Origin of the sequence: Virgisporangium ochraceum (assembly GCF_016863655.1) — a bacterium.
Lineage (GTDB): Bacteria > Actinomycetota > Actinomycetes > Mycobacteriales > Micromonosporaceae > Virgisporangium > Virgisporangium ochraceum.
In genome coordinates this window covers 44,291-68,280 of sequence record NZ_BOPH01000072.1, presented here as the reverse complement: position 1 = coordinate 68,280, position 23,990 = coordinate 44,291, and the positions used below count along the sequence as shown (strand labels likewise).

19 protein-coding genes are annotated in these 23,990 nt (G+C 72.2%); 7 read left to right on the top strand and 12 right to left on the bottom strand.

What is annotated here, in order from left to right; all coding sequences use genetic code 11:
• Window positions 1–16 precede the first annotated feature (16 nt).
• Complete coding sequence (locus tag Voc01_RS24715; protein WP_203929917.1) at window positions 17–3,283, bottom strand: ATP-binding protein; 3,267 nt, start codon at window positions 3,281–3,283, stop codon at window positions 17–19.
• A 108-nt stretch (window positions 3,284–3,391) separates the two neighbouring features.
• On the opposite strand from Voc01_RS24715, the gene Voc01_RS24710 reads away from it, so the two are divergent.
• A complete protein-coding gene (locus Voc01_RS24710) occupies window positions 3,392–4,045 on the top strand; it encodes a hemerythrin domain-containing protein (RefSeq protein WP_203929916.1) in 654 nt (217 codons plus the stop codon).
• A 126-nt stretch (window positions 4,046–4,171) separates the two neighbouring features.
• Here the strand turns inward: Voc01_RS24710 and Voc01_RS24705 are convergent, their stop codons facing one another.
• The 3 genes from Voc01_RS24705 to Voc01_RS24695 all read right to left on the bottom strand — a co-directional run bounded on the left by Voc01_RS24705 (window position 4,172) and on the right by Voc01_RS24695 (window position 7,199).
• A complete protein-coding gene (locus Voc01_RS24705) occupies window positions 4,172–5,665 on the bottom strand; it encodes an outer membrane protein assembly factor BamB family protein (RefSeq protein WP_203929915.1) in 1,494 nt (497 codons plus the stop codon).
• 72 nt (window positions 5,666–5,737) lie between these two features.
• Complete coding sequence (locus Voc01_RS24700) at window positions 5,738–6,118, bottom strand: tetratricopeptide repeat protein (protein ID WP_203929914.1); 381 nt, start codon at window positions 6,116–6,118, stop codon at window positions 5,738–5,740.
• Window positions 6,119–6,347: 229 nt separating this feature from the next.
• Window positions 6,348–7,199, bottom strand: a complete 852-nt coding sequence (locus Voc01_RS24695; protein ID WP_203929913.1) for a lytic polysaccharide monooxygenase auxiliary activity family 9 protein — start codon at window positions 7,197–7,199, stop codon at window positions 6,348–6,350.
• A 56-nt stretch (window positions 7,200–7,255) separates the two neighbouring features.
• On the opposite strand from Voc01_RS24695, the gene paaI reads away from it, so the two are divergent.
• A complete protein-coding gene (paaI, locus tag Voc01_RS24690) occupies window positions 7,256–7,654 on the top strand; it encodes a hydroxyphenylacetyl-CoA thioesterase PaaI (protein ID WP_203930016.1) in 399 nt (132 codons plus the stop codon).
• Here paaI and paaK read toward each other — a convergent pair.
• Window positions 7,623–8,936 carry a phenylacetate--CoA ligase PaaK gene (paaK, locus tag Voc01_RS24685; RefSeq protein ID WP_203929912.1) on the bottom strand — a complete coding sequence of 438 codons (1,314 nt, stop codon included), beginning with the start codon at window positions 8,934–8,936 and terminating at the stop codon, window positions 7,623–7,625. The genes paaI and paaK overlap by 32 nt on opposite strands.
• Window positions 8,937–9,097: 161 nt before the next feature.
• Between paaK and Voc01_RS24680 the strand changes: the two genes are divergently transcribed.
• Window positions 9,098–10,588 (top strand): M1 family metallopeptidase, encoded by a 1,491-nt coding sequence (locus Voc01_RS24680; RefSeq protein ID WP_239160462.1) that lies wholly within the window; start codon window positions 9,098–9,100, stop codon window positions 10,586–10,588.
• A gap of 6 nt (window positions 10,589–10,594) precedes the next feature.
• Here Voc01_RS24680 and Voc01_RS24675 read toward each other — a convergent pair whose 3' ends face one another.
• Genes Voc01_RS24675 through Voc01_RS24665 form a run of 3 tightly spaced genes read right to left on the bottom strand, consistent with a single transcriptional unit; the run spans window position 10,595 to window position 14,905 of the window.
• The gene (locus Voc01_RS24675) at window positions 10,595–12,712 is read right to left on the bottom strand and encodes an alpha-galactosidase (RefSeq protein ID WP_203929910.1); all 2,118 of its coding nucleotides are present in this window, start codon (window positions 12,710–12,712) and stop codon (window positions 10,595–10,597) included.
• Window positions 12,713–12,723: 11 nt separating this feature from the next.
• Entirely contained in the window at window positions 12,724–14,388 is a 1,665-nt protein-coding gene (locus tag Voc01_RS24670; protein ID WP_203929909.1) for an alpha-glucosidase, read from the bottom strand.
• Between the two features lie 10 nt (window positions 14,389–14,398).
• Window positions 14,399–14,905, bottom strand: a complete 507-nt coding sequence (locus Voc01_RS24665; protein ID WP_203929908.1) for a hypothetical protein — start codon at window positions 14,903–14,905, stop codon at window positions 14,399–14,401.
• 43 nt (window positions 14,906–14,948) lie between these two features.
• Between Voc01_RS24665 and Voc01_RS24660 the strand changes: the two genes are divergently transcribed.
• On the top strand, window positions 14,949–15,752 hold the full coding sequence (locus Voc01_RS24660; RefSeq protein ID WP_203929907.1) for an endonuclease/exonuclease/phosphatase family protein: 804 nt from the start codon (window positions 14,949–14,951) through the stop codon (window positions 15,750–15,752).
• Here the strand turns inward: Voc01_RS24660 and Voc01_RS24655 are convergent.
• The gene (locus Voc01_RS24655; RefSeq protein ID WP_203929906.1) at window positions 15,742–16,086 is read right to left on the bottom strand and encodes an STAS domain-containing protein; all 345 of its coding nucleotides are present in this window, start codon (window positions 16,084–16,086) and stop codon (window positions 15,742–15,744) included. The two genes, Voc01_RS24660 and Voc01_RS24655, sit on opposite strands and share 11 nt — an antisense overlap.
• Before the next feature lie 260 nt (window positions 16,087–16,346).
• Entirely contained in the window at window positions 16,347–17,828 is a 1,482-nt protein-coding gene (locus Voc01_RS24650; protein WP_203929905.1) for a hypothetical protein, read from the bottom strand.
• Window positions 17,829–17,977: 149 nt separating this feature from the next.
• On the opposite strand from Voc01_RS24650, the gene Voc01_RS24645 reads away from it, so the two are divergent.
• A complete protein-coding gene (locus Voc01_RS24645) occupies window positions 17,978–19,144 on the top strand; it encodes an NAD(P)/FAD-dependent oxidoreductase (RefSeq protein ID WP_239160461.1) in 1,167 nt (388 codons plus the stop codon).
• On the opposite strand, the gene Voc01_RS24640 is transcribed toward Voc01_RS24645, so the two are convergent.
• The gene (locus Voc01_RS24640; RefSeq protein ID WP_203929904.1) at window positions 19,145–20,206 is read right to left on the bottom strand and encodes a hypothetical protein; all 1,062 of its coding nucleotides are present in this window, start codon (window positions 20,204–20,206) and stop codon (window positions 19,145–19,147) included. It lies immediately after the preceding gene.
• Window positions 20,207–20,257: 51 nt separating this feature from the next.
• Window positions 20,258–20,638, bottom strand: a complete 381-nt coding sequence (locus tag Voc01_RS24635; RefSeq protein ID WP_203929903.1) for a YccF domain-containing protein — start codon at window positions 20,636–20,638, stop codon at window positions 20,258–20,260.
• 254 nt (window positions 20,639–20,892) lie between these two features.
• Between Voc01_RS24635 and Voc01_RS24630 the strand changes: the two genes are divergently transcribed.
• Both Voc01_RS24630 and Voc01_RS24625 read left to right on the top strand, forming a co-directional pair.
• Complete coding sequence (locus Voc01_RS24630; protein ID WP_275423751.1) at window positions 20,893–22,980, top strand: VMAP-C domain-containing protein; 2,088 nt, start codon at window positions 20,893–20,895, stop codon at window positions 22,978–22,980.
• On the top strand, window positions 22,977–23,978 hold the full coding sequence (locus tag Voc01_RS24625) for an AAA family ATPase (protein WP_203929901.1): 1,002 nt from the start codon (window positions 22,977–22,979) through the stop codon (window positions 23,976–23,978). Before Voc01_RS24630 ends, Voc01_RS24625 begins: the two co-directional genes overlap by 4 nt.
• The last annotated feature ends 12 nt before the right edge of the window (window positions 23,979–23,990 follow it).

Below are 23,990 nucleotides of genomic sequence, written 5' to 3'. Positions count from 1 at the left end.
CCCGCTACTTGGAGTGCTACTTGGAGCGGGCTTGGAGGCGTGCCAGTGCTGCCCGGGCCGGTGCGACCCAGTGCTCGGACGAGCACCGCCGCGCCACCGTGACCGCTTCCGCGAAATAGTCGGCTGCGTCACGTTCCCGGCCCAGCAGCAGGGACAGGTCGCCGAGCGAGTGCGCCACCGGACGCATCGCCACGGAGCAGGTCGCCACCGCGGCCAGTTGCCCCCGCACCGGCTCCAGGAACTCGATCAGCTCCTCGGCCTCGTCGGGAAGCTCCAGCGCCGTGACGACCATCGCGCGGATCGTGGCCCACAGCGCGCCGAAGTAGTCGTGCCGCAGCGGCGGCGGGGTGCCGCGCAGCCGCCGGGCGTCGTCGAGCCGGCCGGCGGCGACGAGCGTGGCCGCGTGCGCGTCGGCGGCCAGGTCGCCGCGGCCGCCGCGGACGGACCCGACCAGCGGCTCGAGCTCGGCCAGCCGGCCCTGGCTGGTCCGCAGCGTGAACAGGGCCAGCACCAGGTAGTCGGCGTGCAGGCTGCCGCGGCGGCGCATGTGCTCGCCGACCTCGAGGTAGAGCCGCTCGGCGGTGGCGAAGTCACCGGTGACGTGGGCGTAGGTCGCCAGGCCGATCGTGCCCACGTCCTGCGGATCGCTGAGCTGGTGGACGCGGGCCAGGTCGAGGCCCTCGGTCAGGTGCCGGCGCATCGCCGGCAGGTCGCAGCGGGCGGCCGCCACCTGCGCCGAGGCGTGCTCGGCGTACCACCGGTAGGCGGCCATCTCCGGTGCCTGCGCGAGCTCGGCCAGCTCACCGGCCAGGACGGCGCGCCGGTCGGCGTCGCGGTCGTACAGCCGCTCCTGCAGGACGGTCACCATCGCCAGCGCCGTCAGCTCGGGGTCGCCCGACGCCCGCGCCAGCGCGAGGGCCTCCGACGCGGCCCGGATCGCCCGCGGGTCGCTCTCGCCGGTGAGCTCGGCGCCGAACGCGCAGAGGAGCCGGCAGCGGGTCACCGGGTCGGCGGTGCGCTCGATCAGCCGCTCCAGCCGGTCGACGATGGGCCGGTCGACCTCGCCGTAGCGGTGGATCTCCCACGGGCTCGGCGCGGTCCACGCCGTGAACGCCGCCAGCACGAGGTCCTCCCGCCCGGCGTCCTCCGCGACCGCGACCGCGCGCTCGCGCACCCGCCGCGCCGCTCCGATCTCACCGGTGCGGATCCGCGCCCGCAGCAGCCTGCCCAGCAGGTCGACGGCGCGTTCCTCGGTGGCGGGCAGCTTCCCGAGACAGGTCAGCGCCTGCTCGTACAGCTCGGCGGCGGCGTCGTACGCGTACCGCCGCTCCGCCAGCTCCGCGGCACCGAGGTTCGCCGCGACCGCGCGCTCGGCCGTGTCGGCGGTGAGCCCGCGGGTGTGGTGGTGGGCCAGGGCCGGCAGGTCGTGCGGCCGGATGCGGTCGAGGGCGGCGGCGAGCCGGGCGTGCACGCGGGCCCGGCGCAGGTGCGACAGGTCGGCGTACAGGGTGTCGCGCACCAGCGCGTGGACGAAGCGCACCCGGCCCGGCCCCGGCTCGGTGAGCAGCCCGGCGATGAGGCCGGCCTCGAGCGCGTCGAGCACCCCGTCCTCGTCGGTGTCGGCGGCGTCGACGAGCAGGTCGACGTCGGCCTCGCGGCCGACCGCGGCGGCCAGCCGCAGCACCGCCACCGCCGGCGGGGGCAGCCGTCCCAGGCGGCGGCGCAGCACGTCGCGCACGCCCTCCGGCACCTCCGAGACCGCCACCAGCGCGCCCTCGCTGGCCAGCAGCCGGGCGCTCTCGCGCAGGTAGAACGGGTTGCCGCCGGTGCGTTCGGCGAGCGAGCGCACGGTGTCGCCGTCGACCGGCCCGCCGGCGACCGCCGCGACGAGCGTCGCCGCGTCGTCGGTTCCCAGCCCGGCGAGGCTCACCCGGTGCGGCGAGTGCCGGGCCAGCGTCGCGAGCGCGTCGTCGAACGGGGGACCGCCATCGAGCGGCCGGTACGCGGCCACCAGCAGCACCTTCACCCGCTCGGCGGCCACGCTGGTCACGAGCGCGAGCGTCTCGGCGTCGCCGCGGTGCAGGTCGTCGAGCACCACCGCGAGCGGCCGGTCGCCGGCGGCGGCGCCCAGCCACGCCGCGACCGCCCGGTGCAGCCGGAACCGGCCGTCGGTCCGGTCGCCGGCGTCGTCGGTGAGCAGCGGTTCCAGGGCCGCGGCGAGCTCCTCGGGCGGCGGCACCGACGCGCGCAGGTCACGCAGCGCCTCCACCCACGCCCACGCCGGTGGCGCGCCGTCGGCCTCCGGGCAGCGCCCCTTGACCACCCGCCAGCCGGTGCCGGTGAGGTGCCGTTCCAGCCGGCGCAGAAGCGCCGACTTGCCCGACCCCGCCTCCCCGGCCACCAGCGCGACGGCGCCGGCGCCAGCCGCCGCGGTCGCCGCGCTGGCGAGCCCGGCCAGCTCTGCGGCCCGTCCCACAAAAAGCTCTTCGGAGACGGCCGTGAGCGGCGCCGGATGCGCGCGCGGGACGGCCGGGTCCACCCGGGGCAGCGGGATGCGTTGGCCGAGGATCGCCGCCTCGGTGTCCTGGAGCGCCGCGCCCGGGTCGAGCCCGAGTTCGTCGGCGAGGATGCGGCGGGCCTCGCGGAGGCTGGCGAGCGCGTCGGCCTGGCGACCGGCGGCGTAGAGCGCGAGGGCGAGCAGCCGCCACGCCTCCTCGCGCAGCGGGTGCTCGCGGGTGAGCACCTGCGCGGCGGGCACCGCCTCGGCCGCGGCGCCCGCCCGGATCGTCGCCTCGACCAGCCGCTCCCGGGCGACGACGCGCAGCTCGGCCAGGCGTGCCGCCTCGGCACCGGCCCACGGCTCGTCGGCGAACTCGGCGAACGCCGGTCCGCGCCACAGTCTCAGGGCTTTCGCGAGGCTCTCCCGCGGGTCGTCCTCCTTGACGGCGTCGGTGAGGGCCCGTTCGAACTCCCAGGCGTCGACCCGCTCCAGCTTCAACGCGTACCCGGGCGGGGCGCTGACCAGCACCGACGCCGGGGTGCGCGGTTCGCGGTGCGGTTCGAGCAGGCGGCGCAGGTTCGACACGTACGCCTGCAGCGAGGCGCTCGCCTTCCGCGGCGGCTCGCCCCGCCACAGGTCCTCGATGAGCCGGTCGACCGGCACCACGTCGCCGCGGGCCGTGACGAGCAGCGCCAGCACGGCCCGCTGACGCGGCCCACCCAGGTCGACGGCGTGGCCGTCGACCTCGGCCGTCAGCGGTCCCAACACGCGCACCCGGATCATGACGCCGCCATCGTAGGGCGGAGGTGCGGCGCCAAGCGCCGTCCAAGTGGTCGGCAAGTGGACCGGGTCATCCTCGTCACGTTCCCCCGCTGAGCGAAAGGACCCGATATGACCACCACCGCCCCGATCGACACGAGCGAGATGCTGACCGTCCACCGCGTGTTCCGGCGCGAGTTCCCGATGGCCGCCCGGCTCATCCGGGCGGTACGCCCGGGCGACGTGGCCCGGGCCAGGTTCGTGGCCGGTCACCTGAAGGACATGCGCCTGGGCCTGCACCACCACCACACGGCGGAGGACGAGCTGCTGTGGCCGCTGCTCCTGGCGAGGGTCGACCTCGACGCCGACAAGGTCCTGCTGATGGAGGCCCAGCACCACCGGGTCGACGAGCTGCTGTCGCGGTCGGCCGACCTGCTGCCCCGGTGGGAGACCACGGCGTCCCCGGAGGTGGGCGAGGAGCTGGCGGCACTGTACGACCAGCTGTGGCCGGTGCTGCTGGAGCACCTGGTGGCGGAGGAGACCGAGGTCCTGCCCCTGGTGTCCGAGCACATCTCCCAGGCCGAGTGGAACCGCCTCGGCGAACGCTTCGAGGGCGAAACCCCGAAGGACAAGCTCCTCCTGTTCCTGGGCGCGCTCCTGGAGGAGGCCACCCCGGCGGAGACGGCGGTGATGCTGGGGAAGCTCCCGTTACCGGCGAGGCTGCTCTGGTACGCGGTCGGCCGCCGCGCCTACGCCCGCCGAGTCCGCCGCCTCCGGACCCCCTGACCCGTACGCCCCTCTCCTTCGCGCGCGCCGATCTTGCACTCGTGGCCCCCGATAAAGGCGGCAAATCCCGACATAGGGGCGGCCACGACTGCAAGATCGGCGGCGTGAGCTGGCGGCCCGCCGGACTCAGGCGGCGATCGCGTGGAAGGCGCCGGCCCTGGTGCCCACGTACATCCGGCCCTTCCAGACCGCCGGGGTCGACTCGATGCAGCCGCCCACCTTCAGGGTCCACAGCGGACCCGGCGGCTTCGCGGTGTCGGAGACGTCGTACGCGCGCAGGTCGCCGAGGCAGTCGCCGATGACGAGGACGCCGTCGATCACTACGGGTGACTGCCACACCTGGCCGCTGGGCAGGCGGAGGGTCCAGCGGACGGTGCCGGTGGCCCGGTCGATCCCGTGCACGTCGCCGCCGGTGGTGTCGAAGATGACCAGGTCCTTGTAGAGCGCCGGCGTTCCCCAGATCCCGGCGGGAACGCGAGGACGGTCGTCGAGCTTCCAGACCAGCGGGTTGTCGGGCTTCGACGGGTCGAGCTTCATCATCTGCCCGACCTCCTTGGACCGGGCGCTCTGCTTCTCGTACTCGGAGCCGACGTACAGCATGCCCTGCTCGTCGGCGACGATCGTGGCGTCGGTGTCGTCGCCGGTCCAGAACCGGAAGACGCGCGTGGGCGCGCGGCCCTGCTTGAGCCCGCTCAGATCCCAGCCCTGTACGAGGCCGCCGCTGTTGGCGAAGTAGACCACGTCGCGAACGATCGCCACGGAGTTCTCGATGGACACGTTGCCGTGGCCGATGTCCTTCAACAACTGGTCGTCCCAGCCGGGCGTGTTGAACACGAGCCGCGGCGCGAGCGTCACCTTGCCGTTGGCGTCGTAGCCGCGGTTGAGCTTCACGATGTGGAACTGGCTGTTCTCGCCGCCCTCGAAGAGGTAGTCGTCGATGACCAGACCGGAGCCGTCCCAGTCGTTGTTCCACTTGGTGGGCTTGACCGCGTCGGCGGACAGCTTCCACAGCTCCACCGGCGGGTTCCGGTCGATCGCGATCGCCCGGTAGTAGTTGTCGCGCGAGCCGGTGTAGACGATCGGGTAGCCGTCGGGGTCGACGGTCACCGAGCCCTTGATGATGTCGCCGGTGGGGAAGTCGGGGAGGATCTGCTCGCCGGTCCCGGCGTCGAGGAAGTGGACCTTGCGGTCGTAGGCGCCGAACACCACCCAGGTGCGCCCCTCGCGCTCGAACACCGCCGGCTGACCGGTCCACCCCGACCCGCACCACTGGCTCGGACCCTTCTCGTCGACCGAGGTCGAGCACATCGAGCCGGTGCGCGGGAACTTCCACTTCTCGGAAGGCTGCGAACGCGGAAGGGGCCCCGTGCCGTAGTAGGTGCGCGTCGGGTTGCCCCGGAACGTGAGCAGCCCGGGCACCTTCTCGCCGTACGGCTTGCCGACCTTCGCCGGGTCACTCCAGCCGGTGAACGACGGCGGCGCCGAGGACGCCGCGACCGGAGCCTCGCTCGCGGTCTGGAACTGGGGCGGCGTCCCTTCGTGGCTACGGCGCCACAGGACCACCGAGGCGGTTCCGGCGACGACGATGGCCAGGGCGCCGGAGAGCGCGAGGCGGTTCACGGGCACATTATGTCGACAGCGCGCTACTCCGGGTAGTAACGCAAGGTCACATAGCTCCGTGGCGGCCCAAGGTCACCCGTTCGGTTCCCGCGGGCCGCCGTCGCGGGCGGCCTCCACGCGCCGCAGCGCCGCGGTGTAGTCGTCGATCGGACGCATGACAGCGGCCAGCCGCAGGTGCGCCAGCGCCTGGTCGGGACGCCCCTGGCGCTCCAACGTGCGACCCAGCACGAACTGGGCGTAGTGGTCGCTCGGGTCGTGCTCGATGAGCCAGCGCAACTGCTGCTCGGCCCGGCCCAGCTGGGCGGAGTGGAAGTAGGCCCGCGCCAGCAGCTGACGCACCGAGGCGTTCTCGGGCTCGGCGGCGATCACCGGCACCAGGGCGTCGGCGGCCTCGATCGGCTGGCCGGCGTCGAGAAGGCGCTCGGCCCGTTCGTACTCGGCGTGAAGATCCACGGTCCTTCTTAACCCCCTGATGTTTCGTTGTGTTCCCGCCAGCGTGACGTACCGTGCCCGCTCTGATCACTCCTACCACCACGGTTCACACTTCGTTCGTCGCGGCCATGGGGGAGTTCGGCCAATGGGCGAGTTCGGCCACCGGGGGAGTTCGGCCAGTGGGGGAGTTCGGCGCCGACCGGTCCCACCCGCGACGACGAACGCCACGGCAGGACGCGGTTGCGGGTTCCTACACGCGCCGGCGCCTGAGCACGAACAGCAGCGCGGCGGCGGCGAACGCGAGCGCGGCGGCCGCCGAGAAGACCAGCGGCAGCGGCACGTGCTTGGAGTTGCTGACCCGCTCGACCCGCGGCAGGTCGGCCACCGCCGGTTCGGAGGCGCTCGGCTCGGTGACCGGCGCGGCGGCCGCGGTCGCGGTCGCGGTGGGTGACGCCTTCGCCGACGCGCTGGTGCTGGCCGGGGCCGGTGCTCCGCCGGTGAGCACCACGTCGGCGCAGGAGTAGTAGGTGTCCGGCGTGCTCGAGTTCTGCCACACCGTGTACATGAGGTGCCGCCCGGTGCGGCCGGCCGGCAGCCGGCCGGTCATCGTGTAGTTGCCGCCCTTGAGCGCCGGGTCCTTCGCGGTCAGGAAGGGCGCGTCGTCGAGGTCGGCCCAGCGCAGCGGCTTCGTGGGGTCGTAGCCGTTCTTCGTCAGGTACCAGCGGAACGTGCCCTGGTGCGGGATCGTGCCCTTGTACGTGAACGTCACCTGGCTGCCGCTCGCGAACGACGTGGTCGGCCAGTCGGCGCGCGGCAGGTCGAGGCCGCGGAAACCGCTGAGGCCGGCGCTGCACAGCTTGCCGTCGGGCACCTTCTGCCGGTCCCTGCCGTTGACGTTGGCCAGGCGCAGGTTGTCCCAGTCGACCTTGCCGCTGGTCTCGACCACGGCCTTGCAGGCGGCGGTCTTCGCCCACTTGCCGTCGGGCTGGCAGCCGGCCGACCGGCTGAGCGGCGTGGTCGGTGCGCCGTGCGCCAGCGCCGGGGCGCCGGTGAGGACGGCGACCAGGACGGGCGCGGCGAGCGCGGCACACAGGCGAGCCATCACCGGGGTGGTACGCAACCATCGGCCGGCGGGTTCCTTACAGTGCGCTTGTGCGCATGTTCGACGAAGACGAGGCGTCCAGGCGGCTCGGCATGGAGCTGCTGTCGGTGGGTGACGGCCGGGCGGTGGTCCGGATGCCGGTGACCGCGAGCATGGTGAACGGGCACGCGATCGCCCACGGCGGGTTCGTGTTCCTGCTGGCCGATACGGCGTTCGCCTGCGCCTGCAACAGCCACGGGCCTGCCGTCGCCTCTCTCGGCGACAAGACAGCAATAGTCGTGGCCGCCGGCGCGGACATCACGTTCGTGCGGCCGGCACACGAGGGCGACGTGCTCACCGCGTACGCGCAGGAGCGCACGCGGTTCGGCCGCAGCGGCATCTACGACGTCACCGTGAAGCGCGGCGACGAGGTCGTGGCCGAGTTCAGGGGGCGGTCCCGCGTCGTTGGTCGATGATCCGGCGCATCTTGCCCATCGAGCGCTCCACCTGCTCGGGCTCGATCACGTCGACGGCGATCGTGACCCCGATCGTGTTCTTCACCCGCTGGGCGAGCCTGTCTCCGGCCTCCCGGGCGGCTTCCGGGGAGGCGTCGGGGCGGCGCTCCACCTTCACGGTCAGGTCGTCGAGGCGGCCCTCGCGGGTCAGCACGCACTGGAAGTGCGGTGACAACTCGGGCGTGCGCAGGATCAGCTCCTCGATCTGGGTGGGGAACAGGTTCACACCGCGCACGATGAGCATGTCGTCGGCGCGTCCCGTGATCTTCTCCATGCGCCGCATCGGCCGCGCGGTGCCGGGCAGCAGCCGGGTGAGGTCGCGGGTGCGGTAGCGGACGACGGGCATGGCCTGCTTGGTCAGCGACGTGAACACCAGTTCGCCCAGCTCACCGTCGGGCACGGGGTCGCCGGTGACCGGGTCGATGACCTCCGGGTAGAAGTGGTCCTCCCAGATGTGCAGGCCGTCCTTGGTCTCCACGCATTCGTTCGCGACGCCGGGTCCCATCACCTCCGACAGGCCGTAGATGTCGATCGCGTGCATGTCGAGGCGCTGTTCGAGCTCGCGCCGCATGTCCTCGGTCCACGGTTCGGCGCCGAAGATGCCGACCTTGAGCGAGGACGCCCGCGGGTCGACGCCCTGGCGCTCCATCTCGTCGACGATCGCGAGCATGTAGCTGGGGGTCACCATGATCACGTCGGGCCGGAAGTCGTTGATCAGCAGGACCTGCCGCTCGGTCATGCCGCCCGACACGGGCACCACCGTGCAGCCCAGCTCCTCGGCGCCGTAGTGGGCGCCGAGCCCGCCGGTGAACAGGCCGTACCCGTAGGCGACGTGCACCACGTCACCCGGCTTTCCGCCCGACGCGCGGATCGAGCGCGCCATCAACCGCGACCACGTGCGGAGGTCGTCGCGGGTGTAGCCGACGACGGTCGGCCGGCCGGTGGTGCCCGACGACGCGTGCACCCGGGCGATCTGCTCCCGGGGGACGGCGAACATGCCGAACGGGTAGTTCCGGCGCAGGTCGTCCTTGCCGGTGAACGGGAAGTTCCTCAGGTCGTCGAGGCTTTCAAGATCTTCGGGACGCACGTGAGCGGCATCGAACGCCCGGCGGTAATGGGGCACGTTGTCGTAGGCGTGCCGCAGTGACCGGCGCAGCCGCTCCAGCTGCAGCTCGCGGAGCTGGTCGACGGGCGCGCGTTCGATCGGCTCCAGGGTCTCCGGGCGGGGAGCGAGATCCTCCATGGAGCCATCATTCACCCTTCCCCGAAATCCCACCCTCGATCCGACCCGCGCCCCCTCGGTTCCGGCGTGCCCTGTTCCTGCCCGGTCGATACCGTTACGCCGTTATCGATAGTGCGCCATACGTCGATGGAGGGGTTTCTTTGCGACGTGCATTTCTGGCGGTGACCGTGGCCCTGGCGGTGGCACTCACGGGTGCGCCGGCACAGGCGGCCGCGGCTCCGGGGGCGCCGGGCATCGGCGACCCGTACTTCCCGGACTACGGCAACGGCGGGTACGACGTCTCGCACTACGACATCCGGGTCCGCTACCACCCGGGCGCCGACGTGCTCACCGGCACGACGACGATCCTGGCCCGAGCGTCTCAGGACCTGTCGTCGTTCAACCTCGACTTCGCGCTCAACGTGACGTCGATCAAGGTCAACGGCTGGACCGCCACGTACGCGCGGCAGGGTGACCACGAGGTGGTCGTCACCGCGCCGCGGCCGATCTCGCGCAACCAGTTCCTGACGATCGTCGTGCAGTACGAGGGCGTGCCGAGCGAGGTCGTGGCCGCCGGCTACACGGCGTGGACCAAGACGTCCGACGGCGCGCTCGCCATCGGTCAGCCCGAGATCGCCTGGTGGTGGTACCCGAGCAACGACCACCCGCGCGACAAGGCCACCCACGACATCTCCGTGCTCGTCCCCGACGGCGTCGAGGTGCTGAGCAACGGCGTCATGCCGCGTGCGCCGCGCGCCGAGATCCCCGGCTGGACCCGGTGGAGCTGGCGCTCGACCCGGCCGATGGCCTCCTATCTGGCGTTCATGGCGATCGGCCAGTACGAGATCGTCACGGACACCGCGCCCAACGGGCTGCCGGTGATCAACGCCTACTCGGAGAACCTGGCCGAGTACGCCACCTCGGCGCGGGCGAGCATCGAGCGCACCTCCGAGGTGGTCGAGTGGGCCGAGGGCATCTTCGGGCCGTACCCGTTCGAGGCCATGGGCGGCGTCGCGGTGGCGCCGTCGACGATCGGGTTCGCGCTGGAGAACCAGACCCGGTCGACGTACGCGGCCGAGTTCTTCCGCCGCGGGTCCGACCCGTACGTGGTGGTGCACGAGAACGCCCACCAGTGGTTCGGTGACTCGGTGGCCGTCGACACCTGGCAGGACATCTGGTTGAACGAGGGCTTCGCCAGCTACGCCGAGTGGCTGTGGTCGGAGTACACCGGCGAGGGCACGGCCGACGAGCTGTTCGAGTTCTACTACAACCTCTACCCGGTCACGTCCTCGTTCTGGACGGTCAAGCCCGGCGACCCCGGTCCGCCGAACATCTTCCACCCGGCCGTCTACGACCGCGGTGCGATGGCGGTGCACCAGATCCGCCTGGCGATGGGCGACAACGCGTTCTTCGCGCTGCTGAAGGCGTGGACGTCGGCCCGCAAGGACGGCAACGGCAACATCGCGCAGCTGCAGGCCCTGGCCGAGGCGATCTCGGGCCGGGACCTGGACGCGGTGTTCACCACGTGGCTGTACACGCCGACCAAGCCGGCCCTGGGCCTGGCAGGCGCGGCGGCGGCCCGGTCGGCCGGCCCCACGGCCACCAGGACCGAGCCGAAGTCGTTCCAGAAGATCAACGCGGTGCACCAGGAGCTTGCCAACAAGAACTGGTGAGCTGAGTTACGTGCGGCGGGCCTCCAGGAGGACCAGCGTCTCAGGGTTGAGCGTCGGTGCCTGGAGGCCCACCGCCGCCAGGACCCGGCCGGGCAGGGTGGTGCCCGTCCGCCACCACGGCGGGCCGGGGTTGCGGCGGCCGAGGACGTCGCCCGGTGGCAGCGGCTTCACCTCGTACGTGGCGTCCGGGTCGAGGCCGGGAAGGTGTACCAGGCCGCTCGACGCGTGCACGCTGGTCGCCAGCTGGACCACCGCGTACACCGCGTGGCCGCGGTCCTCTGCCACCACGCCGTGGACCCACACCGCCGGGTCCGGATGGTCGCCGCGCACCACGGAACCGGAGTGCAGCAACGGCCGCAGCCGCTTGTAGAGGGCGACCCACCCGGCCAGCCGGGTGCGCTGCTCCGGGGAGGTGGTCGCCACGTCCCACTCGATGCCGAAGTGACCGAACAGCGCGGTACCGGCCTGGAAGTCGAGTGAGTGGGAGCGGCCGGTCGAGTGGGACACCGGGCTGCCGACGTGGGCGCCCAGCAGCTCCGGTGGCAGCAGCTGCCCGGTCCAGCGCTGGATCTGCTGCCGTTCCAGGGCGTCGATGCAGTCGCTGGTCCACACGCGGTCGGTGTGTTCGAGCACGGCGAGGTCGATCCGGGCGCCGCCGGACGAGCACGACTCGATCTCCAGCCCGGGGTGGCGCTCCTTCAACGTGGCGAACATCCGGTAGACGGCGAGCGTCTGCTCGTGCACGCCGGCCGCACCGTGGACGCCGCCGGCGTCGATGAGGTCGCGGTTGTGGTCCCACTTGATGTAGCCGATGTCGTAGTCGTTCAGGATGCTGTCGATCCGCTCCAGCACGTGGTCGAACGCGGGCGGGTGGCCGAGGTTCAGCACCTGCTGCGAGCGCTTGACCGGCGGCATCCGCCCGTCGACGGCGAGGATCCAGTCGGGGTGGGCGCGGGCCAGGTCGGAGTCCGGATTGATCATCTCGGGCTCGAACCACAGCCCGAACTGCATGCCGAGGCCGCGCACGTGGTCGACGAGCGGGCCCAGCCCGTCGGGCCACACGGTCGCGTCGACGTGCCAGTCGCCGAGGCTCGACGTGTCGTCGCGGCGGCCGTGGAACCAGCCGTCGTCGAGCACGAACCGCTCCACGCCCACCTCGGCGGCCACGTCGGCGAGCCCGGTCAGCGTCGCGAGGTCGTGGTCGAAGTAGACAGCCTCCCACGTGTTCAGCGTCACCGGCCGCGGCGACCGCGGGTGCTGCGGCCGGCCGCGCAGGTAACGGTGGAACCGCGCGGCGAGCGCGTCGAGCCCGGTGCCGTAGGCCCCGTACACCCACGGCGATCCGTAGGACTCCCCGGGCGCCAGCCGTACCTCGCCCGGCAGCAGCAGCTCGCCACCGCCCACAATGGACTGTCCGGTCGTGTGGCGCTCGGCGAGCGTGCGGTGGTTGCCGCTCCACGCCACGTGGACGCCCCACACCTCGCCGGCGCCGAACGAGAAGCCCGGCGTGCCGGCGACGAGCACGGTGGCGGCGTCGAAACCCGTTCTGCCGCGCCGGTTCTCACGCAGGTGCGTGCCGAACGTCAGCTGCGACCGCTGCGGGCTGCGCTCGCGCAGGTGCCGGCCGGTGAAGTCGAGCAGCTCGGTCGCCCGCGAGGGCACGGGCAGGGCCAGGAGCAGACCGTCGAGGGTCCACACGCCGTCACCCCGGTTGACGACGGACGCCCGGTGCCGGACCAGGCCCGCGCCCGTCAGCTCGACCCGGTACGTGACGTCGAGGCCGGCGGCCGCGTCGCGGGCCTCGACCACGACGGCGCCGCCGCTGACGTCCACAGTGGACACCTCGAACCTGGTCGAGAAGTGCCGGCCGTCGCGGTGCCCGGTGAGGCCGGGCGTGCCGAGCCAGCCACCGGACTGCTCCGGCAGCACGCTGAGCACCACCGGCGCGTCGAGCGCGGCGTGCACGATGTCGGGCGTCGACGCCACGGAGATCGCGTCGAGCGCGGCCGTCGGGAGCTCGCCGAGGTCGGCACCCCAGTGGAGGACGCGCGGCAGAGCCGGGCCCGAGCAGTCCAGCAGGAGGCTGCACACTCCGGGAGTGCGCAGGTGTACGACCTCGGTCATGCTCTGCCTCTCTATTTGGGCGAACGGTAGACGCGCGCCTCCCAGGGGCGCAACACGATCGGGTCGACGTCGTCGGCCGGGTAGTTGGCGAGAACGAGGTCGCCGCCCTCGAGGCCGGTCGGTACGGTGTCGCCGGAGAAGTTGCCCAGCACGAGCAGTTCCACGTCGCCGAGGCGGCGGGTGAACGCGTACACCTTCTCGTCGTCGGGCAGCAGCATCGTGAAGTCGCCGTGCGCCACCACGGGTTCGGTGTGCCGCAGCGCGATCAGCCGCTTGTAGTAGTCGAAGACCGGGTTTCCCGGCGCTGCGTTGACCTCCCGGTAGTTGGGGTTCACCGCCAGCCACGGCGTTCCCGTGGTGAAACCGGCGTTCGGCGAATCGTCCCACTGCATCGGCGTACGCGCGTTGTCCCGGCCCATCTTCCGCAACGAGACCAGCACAGCGGCCGGATCCTCGCCGGCGGCCGTCGCCTCGGCGTAGTAGTTGAGCGACTCGATGTCCCTGAAGTCCTCGATGCCGTCGAACGGCACGTTGGTCATGCCGAGCTCCTCGCCCTGGTACACGTAGGGCGTTCCGCGGTGCAGGTGCAGCACGGTGCCGAGCATCGTGGCCGCGTGCACCCGGTGCTCGGGGGAGTCGTCGCCGAACCGCGACACCACGCGCGGCTGGTCGTGGTTGTTCCAGTAGAGGCTGTTCCAGCCCACGTCGGCGAGGCCGGCCTGCCAGCGTCCGAACGACGCCTTGAGGTCACGCAGCCGGAACGGCCGGATGTCCCACTTGCTGGCGCCCTGGTCGAGGCCGACGTGCTCGAACTGGAACACCATGTCGACCTCGCGCCGGTCGGGCGCGGTGAACTCGACGGCCTGCTCGAGCGTCACACCGGGCATCTCGCCGACCGTCAACAGTGGACTGTCAAACACGACCCTGTTCATCTCGTTGAGGAACTCGTGGATGCGCGGGCCGTTGATGAAGTACGGGAAGCCGTCGCCGAGGGCCTGGCCGGCGAGCGTGATGCCGTCGGGCAGCGACGTGTCCTTCGAGATCATGTTGATGACGTCCATGCGGAAGCCGTCGACGCCGCGGTCGACCCACCACCGCATCATCGCGTACACCGCCTGCCGCACCTCGGGGTTCTCCCAGTTGAGGTCGGGCTGCCTGCGGGAGAACAGGTGCAGGTAGTACTCGTCGGTCTTCCCGTCGTACTCCCACGTGGAACCGGAGAAGAACGACCGCCAGTTGGTCGGCTCCGCGCCGGGGTCGCCGCCCTTCATGCCGTCGCGCGGCGGGCGCCACCAGTACCAGTCCCGCTTCGGGTTGTCCTTTCCGCTGCGCGACTCGACGAACCACGGGTGCTCGTCGGACGTGTGGTTGACCACGAGGTCCATGACGATCTTGAGTCCGCGCCGGTGGGCCTCCGCGACCAGCCGGTCGAAGTCGTCGAGGGTGCCGAACACCGGGTCGATGTTCTGGTAGTCGCTGATGTCGTAGCCGTTGTCGTCCTGCGGCGAGGGGTAGACCGGCGACAGCCACAGCACGTCGACGCCGAGGTCGGCCAGGTAGTCGAGCCGGCCGATGATGCCGGGGAGGTCGCCGATGCCGTCGCCGTTGGAGTCGGCGAAGCTGCGCGGGTAGATCTGGTAGACGACGGCGGACTTCCACCACGGCTCGGCTGTCATCGGCCTCACGTTACCGGGCGGTGCGGTCGTACCTCACGATGTTGCAGCTGTCGGGGTCGCCCTCGCCGAACACGTACAGCCACGGCTCTTCGCGGGTGCCGCTCACCATGAACGTGGCCTGAACGGCCCCGGTGAGGGTCAGGTCGGCGCGGTCGTTCACGATCTCGAGGGTCCACCGGGCGGTGACCGTCGCGGGGGACGGGCTCGCCTGCGTCCGGCCAGGAGTCGGGCTCGCCTGCGTCCGGCCGGGCCGGGTGGACGCGGACGGCGACTGCGACGTCGGCAGGAACTCCTCGATTCCGGTCGCCACCCCGCCGGCCGCCAACGTGAACGTGGCCCACCGGCCTTCCCACGTACCGGTGAGGTCGTCGGCGACCAGCCCGTCGGGCGCGAACCCGCACCCGCCGTCGCCCGGGTTGGCGCCGAAGATGTTGCCACCCACGCAGCCGACGCCGGTCAACGCCGCACCCACCGCCGCGGCGATGACCACGGCGCGTCGTAAGGCCCCCACTCGCACGGGGTGATGGTGCCATCCGCCGGCAAGCGGGTAGGAGGGTTCTATGCGGGTCATGACCTGGAACATCTGGTGGCGCTTCGGCGACCGGTGGCGGGAGCGGTACGACGCCGTCCTGGCGACGATCGCCGCGGCCGGACCCGACGTCGTCGGACTCCAGGAGGTCTGGGGTACGGGGCCGGACGCCAACGACGCCCGGAGGCTCGCCGACGCGCTCGGGATGCACGCCGTGTTCGCCGCTCCGTCGCTGCCGGCCCCGCCCGACGGCGCCGACGGCGAGGTCGGGGTCGGGCTGCTGAGCCGGTGGCCGGTCGCCGCGGTCGACCTGCACCGGATGCCTTCCGGGCACCGGGCCGAGGAGATCGTGACGATCGCCGCGGTCGTCGAGCACCCGGCCGGCCCGCTGCCGGTGCTGGTGTCGTGCCTGGACTGGGAGCCCGGTTCGGACGGACCCCGGAGGGCGCAGCTCCGGGAGCTGGGCCGTCTGCTGCACGACCCGTCCCGCGACGGGGATCTGCCGGTGCTGCTGCTCGGCGACTTCAACGTCGGGCCCGACCGGCCCGAGCTGGTCGAGCTGACCCGCACCGCCGTCGACGCGTGGGCCGCGGCCGGCACCGGCGACGGCCGGACGATGAGCACCACGAACCCGTTCGCGTCGGCCGGACCGTGGCAGTTCGACCAGCGCATCGACTACGTGATCGCCCGACCGGGCCGCCCGGACGCACCGCTGCGGGTCGAGCGGGCGGAGCTGGCCGGCGCACCCGTCGACGGCGTGTACCCGTCCGACCACTACGCGGTGGTCGCCGATCTCGCGTTCGAGCGGGGCGAGCCCGCGTCGTCTACCGGGTGACGGCCGCGACGGCCTCGTCGACCGTCGGGTGGACGCCGAGGACGTCGTGCAGGGCGGTGATGCGCAGCACCTTCAGCACCGCCTCGTGGTCGGCGGCCAGCGCGAACCGGCCGCCGTTGTTGCGCAGCGTGGTGAAGGCGCCGACGAGCACGCCGAGCGCGGTGGAGTCGACGAACGACACCTCGCTCAGGTCGACCACGACGGCGGCGGCGCCGCTTCCGGTGGCGTCGGCCAGCGCGGAGCGCAGCTCGGGCGACGTGCTGATGTCGACGTCTCCGGTGACAGCCACCACCGTGGAGCCGTCGACCGATCGGGTCGAAACACTCAGAGTCACGGACATATCCTCCCCCGGCGACCGCCCTCACGCCATATTTGCCGCGCGGCAAACGTTGTTACGAGTGCGCATCGATTCGGGGCCGGTCACGCGCAGCCGCAGGTGGACCTCGGCCAGGGGACCGGGCGGTCGTCGGACATGAACACGCCCCACTCCTCGTACCGGTCGGACCAGGTTCCACCCAGGCGGACCCGCCGCCCGGCGCGCGCCTCGTGGCCGACACCGGGCACAACCTGGTGCTGGCCGCGTGGAAGTGAGGCTCAGCCCACGCAGTGTCCACTGTGGACGACGTGCCGGGGGTCGGGCGGTTCGTCGCCCTTCACCAGCAACGTGCCGAGCATGTCGACGGCCGCCCGCAGCTCCGCGGTGAGCTCGCCCAGGGCGGCCGCGGCACCGCCGCGCACGATCGCGTCGAGCCGCACGCCGGGCAGGTCGGCGTAGTCGCGTTCGGAGACAGCGCGGTGCAGGGCGTCGACGGCGCCGCCGAGGGCGACCTGCTCCACCAGCCGGTAGTCGACCAGCCGCAGCCGCCACCGGGTGGCGAGGTCGTCCATGCGCAGCTGGTGGAGCAGGTCGGCGGTGACGTCGATGCGCTGGCGCTGCGGAGCGAAGCGGTGCAACGCGTCCTGCGCGCGGGTGCCCAGCTCCCGCAGGTACGGCAGCCGCCTGGCCGGGTCGTCGATCGGCTGCGGCTGCCACGTCATGAGCGCGTCGACGTGGTTGGCGGCCAGCAGCAGGCCGAGCCGGCGCACGCGGTCGTGTGAACCGGCGCGGCCGAGCCAGATGGCGACGTTCTGGAAGTAGTCCTTGATCTGCCGCCAGTGGTCGGCCAGCGAGACCTGCTCGACGCTCGGCGTGCCGTTGGCCGAGATGACGGCCCGCACGGCGTCGTGCGGGCCCGCCAACTGCTCGACGGTCGCGGCGAACACGTGGTGGCCGGTGGCGTCGACGACGATGCGGCCGACGCCGGCGCGGTGCCCGTCATAGGCGCTGACCAGGTTGAATTCGTCGTCGTCGTCGGCACCGGCGCCCACCGCGATGACGGTCGGTGCGGTGTCGTCGGGGAACTCCTCGACCACCGTGCCCTCGACGTCGACACCGGCGGTGAGGTCGATCGCGGCGGCGGGCTCGACCCGGCCGCGCGTCGACGGCTGCGGCAGCACCGTGATGGGACCGTCGCGGCCGCACATCACCGGGTGCGGCGCCGAGTCCGGCCGGCCCAGCGTGGGCCACCCGACCGGCTGGTGCACCGGCTTGACGACCACCGGGCTGTTCGGCACCGCGCCCGCGCCGCTGGACCGCGACCAGTTCCGCATGCCGCGTACCCGCGGGATCCGGCGGTACAGGCCTGCGCCGTCGCCGGTGGCGAACACCCCTCCGCCGCCCTGCATGAACGCCCATAGCGCGGTGAGCTCACCGGGCGCGAGGTCGGGTGCGCCGCCCGTGGTCACCAGCCAGACCTGGTCGTAGTCGACCAGATCCGGTGTGGTGAAACGGAACCCGGTCAGGTCGGTGCCGGCCGGGCCCCGCGACGACGCGTGCCGGGCGGTCGTGATGTCGATCGAGATGTGGTACGGAAGCTCCGTGGTGACGGCTTCGAGCACCCGGCCGAGTTCGGGCCGGCCGTGCGCCACGATCAGCAGCCGCACCGTGTGGTACAGCCGTGCCGGCCACCGGAACTCGTACCGGTAGAACTCGTGCCGTTGTGGGTCGAATCGTGAGATCACCGAGTAGTAGTCCATGTGCGCCTCCGCCAATGTGTCCTACCGCCCAGTTCGGAGCCGCGTCGCGGGGCGCAGATACCCGTCTGTGATTTAGGCCGGGATGTGTATCAGAACGGCCTCGCCGTGGATCCGTCCTGGTGGCCCGCGGTGTGCGTACCGTGGTGATCGTGAGTGGTGTTCTGCCGGAGCGGGCCGGCGTCGTGGTCATCGGTGGCGGTGTCGTCGGCGCGAGCGTCGCGTTTCATCTCGCCGAGGCGGGGGTGCCCGACGTGCTGCTGCTCGAACGCGACGCGCTCGCGTCCGGGTCCACCAGCAAGGCGGCGGGCGGGGTGCGGGCGCAGTTCTCCGACGAGGTGAACATCGGCCTCGGCGCGCGCAGCCTGGAAGCGTTCGCCGTGTTCGGCACGCGTCCCGGCCAGGAGATCGACCTGCGCCGCGTCGGCTATCTCTTCCTGCTCTCGCGGGAGGACGAGGTGGCGGCGTTCGAGCGGAGCGTCGCGGTGCAGAACGCGCTCGGCGTCCCGAGCCGGATGATCAGCGTCGCGGAGGCGCGCCGGCTGTCACCGCTCATCGTGCCCGACGGGCTGCTCGCCGCCGTCTACTCGCCCGACGACGGGCACTGCACGCCGGAGTCGGTCGTGCTGGGCTACGCGGCCGGTGCGCGCCGGCACGGCGCCCGGGTGGTCACCGGGTGCGAGGTCGTCGGGGTCGAGGTCGTCGGTGGCGAGATCCGGTCGGTGGTCACGAATCTGGGACCGGTGTCAGCGCCGACGGTCGTGTGTGCGGCCGGTGCGTGGTCGGCCGCGGTGGGCGCGATGGTGGGTGTCGACCTGCCCGTGGTGCCGTACCGGCGGCAGATCCTGGTGACCGACCGCGCGCCGGGCGTGCCCGACGACCACGAGATCCCGATGACGATCGACTTCACCACGACGTTCTACTTCCACCGCGAGGGCCGCGGGCTGCTGCTCGGAATGTCCGATCCCGACGAGGAGCCGGGGTTCCGGCTCGACCGGTCCGACGCCTGGCTGCCGCGGCTCACCGAGGCGATCGCGGCGCGCGCGCCGGCCGTGCTCGACGCCGGCGTCACCGGCGGCTGGGCCGGACTGTACGAGGTGACGCCCGACCACAACGCGCTGATCGGCGAGGCCGCCGGGCCGGGCCGGTTCCTGTACGCCACCGGCTTCTCCGGTCACGGCTTCCTCCAGGGGCCGGCGGTGGGCGAGGTGATCCGCGACCTCTACCTCGGCCGCGAGCCGGTGGTCGACGTGACACCGCTGTCGGCCGACCGGTTCGGCGGGTCCACCCGGCCCCGGCTGGAGATCCACCACGTGTAGTCAGAGGTCGTAGGGGACCGTGACCTCGTCGACGTGGACCTCGGCGGCCGGTGCCCACGCCTCGTAGAGGCCGCGCTCGACGCAGTGCGCACCGGCCGTGCTCACCTGGACGGCGTCGGGGCGGCACAGGCGCAGCCGTAGCCAGTTCGGCTCGGCGCGTACCACCGTCCACCGTGACCCGCGCCACGTCGCGTACGACAGGTGGCGGGCCAGCGTGTCGAGCGGGAAGCGGGCGGCGGGGAACTTCGCCGCCACCCGGAAGTCGGTTGGCGGGTCGACGATCGCCTCGAACGTGCGGCCCTGATGCGTGCCGACGTACGCGGTGGAGCCGGCCGGTACCGGGAAGTACTCCTGGTACACCGGAACCGGTCCGCCGCCACCGGGGAAGTGGAGGTTGCCGGTCAGGAACCTCCACTGTGGACCGTGCATCCGCACCCACGAGCGCTGCTCGGGCAGGTAGCGGTAGAGCACCACCTCGGTGCCGTCGGGTGTGAAGGCGACGAGCGACGCGCCGGCCGGCACCGGCAGGTCGGCCAGGTCGGCGGTGACGAACTCGGGGATGATGTGGCGCTCCGCGGGCGCGAACCCGGAGCCGATCACCGGCGGGCCCACCCGGTCGTGCGACGGCATCGACACCAGCCCGCCGTAGGTGGTGGTCAGCGGCACCTCGTAGTCCGACGCGTCGACGGCCCGCCACCGCACCGCGTAGGTGACGTCGGCGTCGTGCTGGCCGGTCAGCACCGCGAGGTCGGCCGGGGTGCGCAGGTGCGCGACGTCGCGCACGCGGTAGCAGAAGCCGCCGATCAGCCAGCCGTGCAGCAGCCCGGCCAGCTGGTCGGCGGTGAGGAACTTGATGAGCCGTGTGCCGCGCCGGACCGTCGCGCTGCGGCGGATCACGGCGATGGGACCCCGCTGCTCGGCGGCCTGGCTCAGCCGGTGCACGGCGTCCCAGTCGATGGTGCGGCTGACCGGCATCATCAACGGGTCGTCGTAGTCGTCGTCGGGCCCGCTACGCGTGCTGTCCCCGGGCCCGCCACGGGTCCTGGCGGTGGCCTGCGTCATGGGCCGACGCTAAGGCCCGCGGATGAACGACACGTGAATGGCGGTGGCCCGTCAGGGCTGGTCGACGACTTCCCGCCCGAGAGGCCAGAAAGCGGCCGGAACCAGTTTGAAGTTGGCGATTCCGAACGGGATGCCGATGATGCTCAGGCACAGCCCGACGCCCGCGATGATGTGCCCGAGCGCCAGCCACCAGCCCGCGACGACGACCCAGATGATGTTCGCCGCACCCGACGCGACGCCGGCCGACGGCTTGGTGACGAGCGTGCGCCCGAACGGCCACAACGAGTAGACGGCGAGTCGCAGCGACGCGACGCCGAACGGGATCGTGACCACGAGGACGAAACAGATGAGGGCGGCGATGCCGTACCCGATCGCGAGCACGAGTCCGCCGCCGAAGATGAGCCACAGCACGTTCAGAACCAGCCGGATCATACTGTCGATGGTGCCCGATCGGGGCAATAGGGGCGATCCCGTACGGGTCGGCCCCGGGGCATTCGCGATGACGTCTGCGCCATTTGCGGCACCGGACATTTGAATCCGCTGATCGGCGAAATTCAGTGCCATGCGTCAATGTGGCCCGTTTGGACGGCCCTGTACGGAGGCGGTGTCATTTGCCATACTGTCATTTCCGTGTGGGGGAATACTTCAATGGGTTCTGTTGGGGGAATGGCGACTTGGCGCCCGGCATGACGACGCCTTTTCCGAATGATTTTCGTGACGACGTGACCATTGGAATTGTCGCTGCCCTGCCGGTGGAAAGCGCCGCAATGGCGAATCTGATCGCCGATACCGCGGAGATTAGCTACGACGGGGATCCCAACGACTACCGCGTCGGCAGGCTCGACAGCGCCGTTCCGGGCCGCCCGCACCGCGTGGTTCTCACGGTGATGCCGAACGACAACACCCGCAACGCGGCCACGGTGTGCACCGACATGCTGCGCACGTTCCCGCGCATCCGGTGCGTGGCACTGACCGGGGTCGCCGGCGGCGTGCCGGCGCCCGACCGGCCGTCCCGGCACGTGCGGCTGGGTGACGTCGTGGTCGCGGTCGACGGCATCGTCGACTACGGGCACGTGCGGCAGGTGCCGGGGACGCCCGAGCCGCGGCGGCCGGCCGCCGAGCCGTCGGCCGACCTGGTGCGGGCCGTGCGGCGCATCCAGGAGAAGGCGTTCCGGGCGCCGCTGGAGTGGCAGCGGCTGCTGACCGCGGCACACGACCAGCCGATGGCGGTGTTCGCCCGGCCGCCCGCGTCGGCCGACCGCCTGCTGCGCGGTGGCGTGCCGGTGGACCACCCGCCGGCCGACGAGTCGGGTCACGTCGCCGGCGTTCCCCGGGTGCACTACGGCCGGATCGGTACCGGCGACGCGCTGCTGCTCGACGAGCACCGGCGCGACGAGCTCGCCGAGCGGCACCGGGTGCTGGCCTTCGAGATGGAGGCGGCCGGCGTGATCGCCAGCGCCGCGAGCCGGGGCATCGGCTGGTTCATGGTGCGGGGCATCGTCGACTACTGCGCCGAGCCCCGCGACGAGCGCTGGTACCCGTACTCGTCGCTGGCCGCGGCCGGGTTCCTGCGCGCCGTGCTGGCCGAGTGCCGGCCGTTCCCGGTGCTGCGCAGCGGTGGCACCGGGGTGCTCGCGCTGCTGCCCGAGCCGGAGCTCGACGTGCTGCGGACGCTGCTCGCCGACGTCGGTGACCTCGACCTCACGGCGGTCTGGCGGGCCGCGATCGGCCGGCTCACGCCGGTCCCGGACCGGCCGCCCACGACGGCGCTGGAGCTCTTCACCCATCTCGCCGGCGTCAACGCCGGCGCCGACCGGGTGCCGCCCGCGCTGGCGCTGGCCGAGGAGATCGCCGAACGGGTCGGACCCCGTGCCGGGGCGAAGCTGCGGGAGTGGGTCGACGGCGTCGCCGAGCGGCACCACCTCACCGAGGTGATGGCCGGGCACCGGGTCGCCGTGCGGCAGCGTCGCGAGCGGGGCGACGGTCCGGCGGTGCAGCCGTGCGTGGTGATCCAGGTCGAGCGCGACGGCATCGACCCGGAGCGCTGCGAGGTGCGGTACTGGATCCAGCGGGCCGCCACCAGCTGGCAGCCGGAGCCCGGTGAACCGCGGGAGACCCCGTTCCGGCGGGTCGAACAGGCGCTGCAGGCGGCGATCCGGCACGCGGAGACGGCGTGGCGGCACAGCAGCGAACCGGTGCTCGTGGAGATGCTGCTGCCGACTGATCTGATCGACGAGGCGGTCGAGTGGTGGCACACCGAGCTGGAGGAGCCGGCGCCGACACCGTTGTGTGTGGACTACCCGGTGGTGGTCCGCAGCCTCGACCGGATGCGCGCGGGCTACCGGCACCGGGTGTGGGCGAACCGGTGGAAGGCGCTGTGGCGCCATCCGCCCCGGCACCGCCCGTACTGGGGACGCGTCGCCGGCGACCACGACCTGCACGACTGGAACACGCGCCTGCGTGACGACCCCGAGCTGACCACGGTGGTGCTCAGCGGGTCCCCGCGCGACGACGCCGGCCGGGCCGAGCTGCGGGCCGCGCTGAACGCCGGCATCCCGGTGATCCTGTGGGACCGCCGGGCACCGGCCGAGCCCGTGCCGGCCGACGTGATCGCCGGCCTGCTGCAGGGCGACCCGGCCGACCTGCCGAACCGGGTGCGGGCGCTGCGCAGGGAGGCTGCGGTCGCGTCGGAGGCCGCCCACACCGGGCGTCATCTCGCACTGCTGTGGGACGACCCGACCAGAACCGTCCACGATGGAGGGCCGCGCGCGTGACGATTCCCTCATGGTGGCTCTACAAGGGAGACGGCGTACCGACCGATCCGGTCGACCTGCCGCCATCGCCGCCGTGGCGCGACTTCGACGGTGGTCCGGTGCAACCGGCGCCACCCGACGACGTCGGCGAGGTGGGCCGGAAGCTGGGCCGGGTCGACGCGCGGGTCCGGCGCCGGGCCGACGTCCGCGAGTGCGACCTCGTCAACGCCTCGATCCTGTTGCGGCGGCCGCTGCTCGTCACCGGGAACCCGGGTGTGGGCAAGTCGGCCATCGCCTACCGGGTGGCCCGGGAGCTTCGCCTCGGCCGGGTGCTGCAGTGGCCGGTCACCAGCCGCACGACGCTGCGGTCGGGTCTGTACGAGTACGACGCGGTCGGCCGGGCGCAGTACGCGATCGGGCGCGGCGCCGGCGATGCCGAACCCAGCGTCGGTGACTTCATCCGGCTGGGCCCGCTGGGAACGGCGCTGCTGAGCTACGAGCGGCCGCGCGTCCTCCTGGTCGACGAGCTCGACAAGAGCGACGTCGACCTGCCCAACGACCTGTTGCACATCTTCGAGAACGGCGAGTTCACGGTTCCGGAGCTGGTGCGGATCCGGCGGTTCGAGCCGCGGGTGTCGGTGTTCACCGACGATCCCGACCGCCAGGCCGAGATCCGCGACGGCCGCGTCCTCTGCCGCGCGTTCCCGATCGTGGTGATCACCAGCAACGGCGAGCGCGAGTTCCCGCCGGCGTTCCTGCGCCGGTGCCTGCGACTCGAGCTGGCCCCGCCGACCGCCGACGACCTCGCCGCGATGATCCACGCTCAGCTGCCGATGCTGGCCGACGCCCAGCGCGAGCTCATCGGCGACTTCCTGAACCGGCCGGCCGGCGACTCGCTGGCCCGCGACCAGCTGCTCAACGCGACGTTCCTCACCGCGTCGGGTGCGTACGCGGAGGACCGGCAGGCGTGGCAGAACCTTGTCACCGCCATCTGGCACTCGCTGTCGCTGGAGCGGTGAGCGGTGGCGTCG

What these genes read in the sequence shown, in the direction of transcription:
- Voc01_RS24715 (WP_203929917.1), bottom strand. Translation starts at nt 3,283, where the DNA reads ATGATCCGGGTGCGCGTGTTGGGACCGCTGACGGCCGAGGTCGACGGC.
- Voc01_RS24710 (WP_203929916.1), top strand. Translation starts at nt 3,392, where the DNA reads ATGACCACCACCGCCCCGATCGACACGAGCGAGATGCTGACCGTCCAC.
- Voc01_RS24695 (WP_203929913.1), bottom strand. Translation starts at nt 7,199, where the DNA reads ATGGCTCGCCTGTGTGCCGCGCTCGCCGCGCCCGTCCTGGTCGCCGTC.
- paaI (WP_203930016.1), top strand. Translation starts at nt 7,256, where the DNA reads ATGTTCGACGAAGACGAGGCGTCCAGGCGGCTCGGCATGGAGCTGCTG.
- paaK (WP_203929912.1), bottom strand. Translation starts at nt 8,936, where the DNA reads ATGGAGGATCTCGCTCCCCGCCCGGAGACCCTGGAGCCGATCGAACGC.
- Voc01_RS24675 (WP_203929910.1), bottom strand. Translation starts at nt 12,712, where the DNA reads ATGACCGAGGTCGTACACCTGCGCACTCCCGGAGTGTGCAGCCTCCTG.
- Voc01_RS24670 (WP_203929909.1), bottom strand. Translation starts at nt 14,388, where the DNA reads ATGACAGCCGAGCCGTGGTGGAAGTCCGCCGTCGTCTACCAGATCTAC.
- Voc01_RS24660 (WP_203929907.1), top strand. Translation starts at nt 14,949, where the DNA reads ATGCGGGTCATGACCTGGAACATCTGGTGGCGCTTCGGCGACCGGTGG.
- Voc01_RS24650 (WP_203929905.1), bottom strand. Translation starts at nt 17,828, where the DNA reads ATGGACTACTACTCGGTGATCTCACGATTCGACCCACAACGGCACGAG.
- Voc01_RS24640 (WP_203929904.1), bottom strand. Translation starts at nt 20,206, where the DNA reads ATGACGCAGGCCACCGCCAGGACCCGTGGCGGGCCCGGGGACAGCACG.
- Voc01_RS24635 (WP_203929903.1), bottom strand. Translation starts at nt 20,638, where the DNA reads ATGATCCGGCTGGTTCTGAACGTGCTGTGGCTCATCTTCGGCGGCGGA.
- Voc01_RS24630 (WP_275423751.1), top strand. Translation starts at nt 20,893, where the DNA reads ATGACGACGCCTTTTCCGAATGATTTTCGTGACGACGTGACCATTGGA.